The organism is Deltaproteobacteria bacterium (assembly GCA_016183175.1).
Classification (GTDB): domain Bacteria; phylum UBA10199; class UBA10199; order UBA10199; family SBBF01; genus JACPFC01.
Window position 1 is genome coordinate 1 of sequence record JACPFC010000107.1, and the last position, 2,533, is coordinate 2,533.

Genomic DNA, 2,533 nt, shown 5'->3' on the forward strand with positions numbered 1-2,533 from the left:
ATGCCCTCGAACTGACCGGACAACGGGCCGATCAGCTGAAGGTTGTTTTCTCCGGCGCCGGGGCGGCGGCGATTGCCTGCGCGAAGATGTTTTTGCGTGTGGGGGTGAAGAAGGAAAACGTTTTTCTCTGCGACACCAGGGGGATTGTGACCAGGGCCCGCAATTGCGAGGCAAATCGCGCCTTCTTTGCCCAGGATGTAAAGGATGGAACGCTGGCCGATGCGATGAAGGGGGCTCATGTGTTTGTGGGGCTTTCCGGAAGGGGCCTGGTCACGCAGGCAATGCTTAAAACGATGGCGCCCAAGGCGATTGTCTTTGCCATGGCCAACCCCGACCCCGAGATCGGCTATCATGAAGCGCTGGATGTCCGTCCCGATATTGTTATGGCCACGGGCCGCTCCGATTTTCCCAATCAGGTGAATAATGTTCTTGGTTTCCCGTTTATTTTCCGCGGGACGCTGGATGTGGGGTCGGTGAAAATCAACGAAGAGATGAAGCTGGCGGCCAGTCACGCACTGGCGGCTCTGGCGCGCGAAAAGGTTCCCCTCTCTGTCTGCCACGCGTATCGTTTGGATGCACTGCAATTCGGCCCGGAATACATCATCCCCAAACCGCTTGATCCCCGCGTGCTTTTGCATGTCGCGCCGGCTGTCGCAAAAGCCGCGATGGAGTCCGGCGTGGCCACCCGTCCGATCGCCGATTTTTCCAAATACGCTGACAAACTCCACTCGCTGATCGAGCGCAAATTCGCCCGCGACGATGTGCTGGAGATGAGCGCCCCGCCGCTTAAGATTTCCCTGGCGTTTGCGAAGTAGGGGCGCACAGCCGTGCGCCCTTACAAATAAATTATCAATAAATCCCTTCCGAAACTGGACTTAGGCCGGGTGGGTGGTTTTTCTTGAGGTAATCGATGTCTTTGATGAAATCTTCACGCGTGTATTGCGATTCAACCAGCTTGCCGGTATCCATCCGGATGGCGTCGCAGGGGCAGGCCTCCACGCAGTAGCCGCAGTAGACACAACGGAGCAGATCGATGGTGAATTTCTTCGGATATTTTTCCATCGAAGGCGTCTCCCCCTCGTCTGCCTCGATGTGAATGCAGTAGGCGGGGCAGACCGTTTGGCAGAGCATGCAGGCGGTGCAACGGATGCTCCCGTCTTCCCGCAACATCAGGCGGTGCTCCGAGCGGTGCACGACGGGGATCGGCTTTTTCTCCTCCGGCCACTGGACCGTCATCATCCGGCCCGGGTGGAGCATGTTTTTCATCAGGTGGCGGAGGGTGATCATCATTCCCTTGACGATCTCGATGATGTAGATCCGCTGGAAGAAGGTGAGTTGTTTTTTCTTGAGGACTATTGTCATGTTTCAGAGCTTAAGAGCCTGGGAGCTTGGGAGCTTAGGATTTTTATTTCCCAAGCTCTTAAGCTCCTACGCTCCTAAGCTCATTTTTTCGTCATTTCAACCATTTTTTGCAACGGCTTTAAGGCCGCCTTCGCCAACTGGGGTTTGATGACAATCTCCGGTTCCTCTTTTTCCAGACAATCGATGAGCTTTTCCATCGTGTTCAGCTTCATGTGGGGGCACTGGTTGCAGGAGCACCCTTCCAGATCGGGGCCGGGGATGAATTCCTTGTCGGGAGAAGCCTTTTTCATCTGATGGATGATTCCCTCCTCGGTCATCACGATGAACCTTTTTTTGGGCGACTCCTGTGTGAACTTTAATAACTGACTGGTCGAGCCGACAAATTCCGCATGGTTCAGGACCACCTCCTGACACTCCGGATGGGCGATGATGGCAGAGTCCGGATAACGCTCTTTCAGGCGGACCATCTCTTTGGCCGAAAACGACATATGGACAAAACAGTTGCCGGGAAAAAGGATCATCGGCCGCCCCAATTTTTTCATGATAAAACGGCCGAGGTGCTGGTCCGGCCCAAAAATTATTTGCTGATCAGCAGGGATCTGCCGGGCAATTTTCAGCGCATTAGATGAGGTGCAGATGACATCGCTTAACGCCTTTATTTCAAGACTCGAATTGACATAGGTCATGACAAATACCCCGGGATGTTTGGAGAGAAAATATTTGAAAATCTCCGGCGTGCAGGAATCGGCCAGCGAACAGCCGGCGTTAAGGTCGGGCAAGAGGATTTTTTTCCGGGGGTTAAGCACCTTGATCGTCTCGGCCATGAACTTCACCCCTGCCACGACCGCTATTTTGCACTTCTGCTTGTTGGCGTAGAGGGCCATGCCGAGGCTGTCCCCCACATAATCCGCTACATCCTGAATTTCAGGCTCCTGATAGTAGTGGGCGATAATCAGGGCGTTCTTTTCTTTTTTGAGTCTTGCAAGGTCGTTCATACTTTTAATGTAATCTTCTTATATCAATGGGTAAAGAGGCCAAAACGCGGTTCTTTTCTCCGGAAAAATCAGATTTTTGATCTGTAACTTGTTGAAATTATGCTTATTTATCAATCAAAAAATAATGTACCTTTTTGAAAAAAACCACGCAACTTTTTTTCTTCCCCGCCGATAAC

The 2,533-nt window shown here is 52.4% G+C and carries 3 protein-coding genes; 1 reads left to right on the forward strand and 2 read right to left on the reverse strand.

Features of this window, described 5'->3' with window-relative positions; genetic code table 11:
* Positions 1-815, forward strand: an 815-nt coding sequence (locus tag HYU99_10345; GenBank protein ID MBI2340740.1) for an NADP-dependent malic enzyme, incomplete at its 5' end; no start/stop codon positions are given.
* A 34-nt stretch (positions 816-849) separates the two neighbouring features.
* Here HYU99_10345 and HYU99_10350 read toward each other — a convergent pair.
* Both HYU99_10350 and nadA read right to left on the reverse strand, forming a co-directional pair.
* Entirely contained in the window at positions 850-1,362 is a 513-nt protein-coding gene (locus HYU99_10350; protein MBI2340741.1) for an NADH-quinone oxidoreductase subunit I, read from the reverse strand.
* A gap of 80 nt (positions 1,363-1,442) precedes the next feature.
* The gene (gene nadA / locus HYU99_10355) at positions 1,443-2,357 is read right to left on the reverse strand and encodes a quinolinate synthase NadA (protein MBI2340742.1); all 915 of its coding nucleotides are present in this window, start codon (positions 2,355-2,357) and stop codon (positions 1,443-1,445) included.
* Positions 2,358-2,533: the final 176 nt, after the last annotated feature.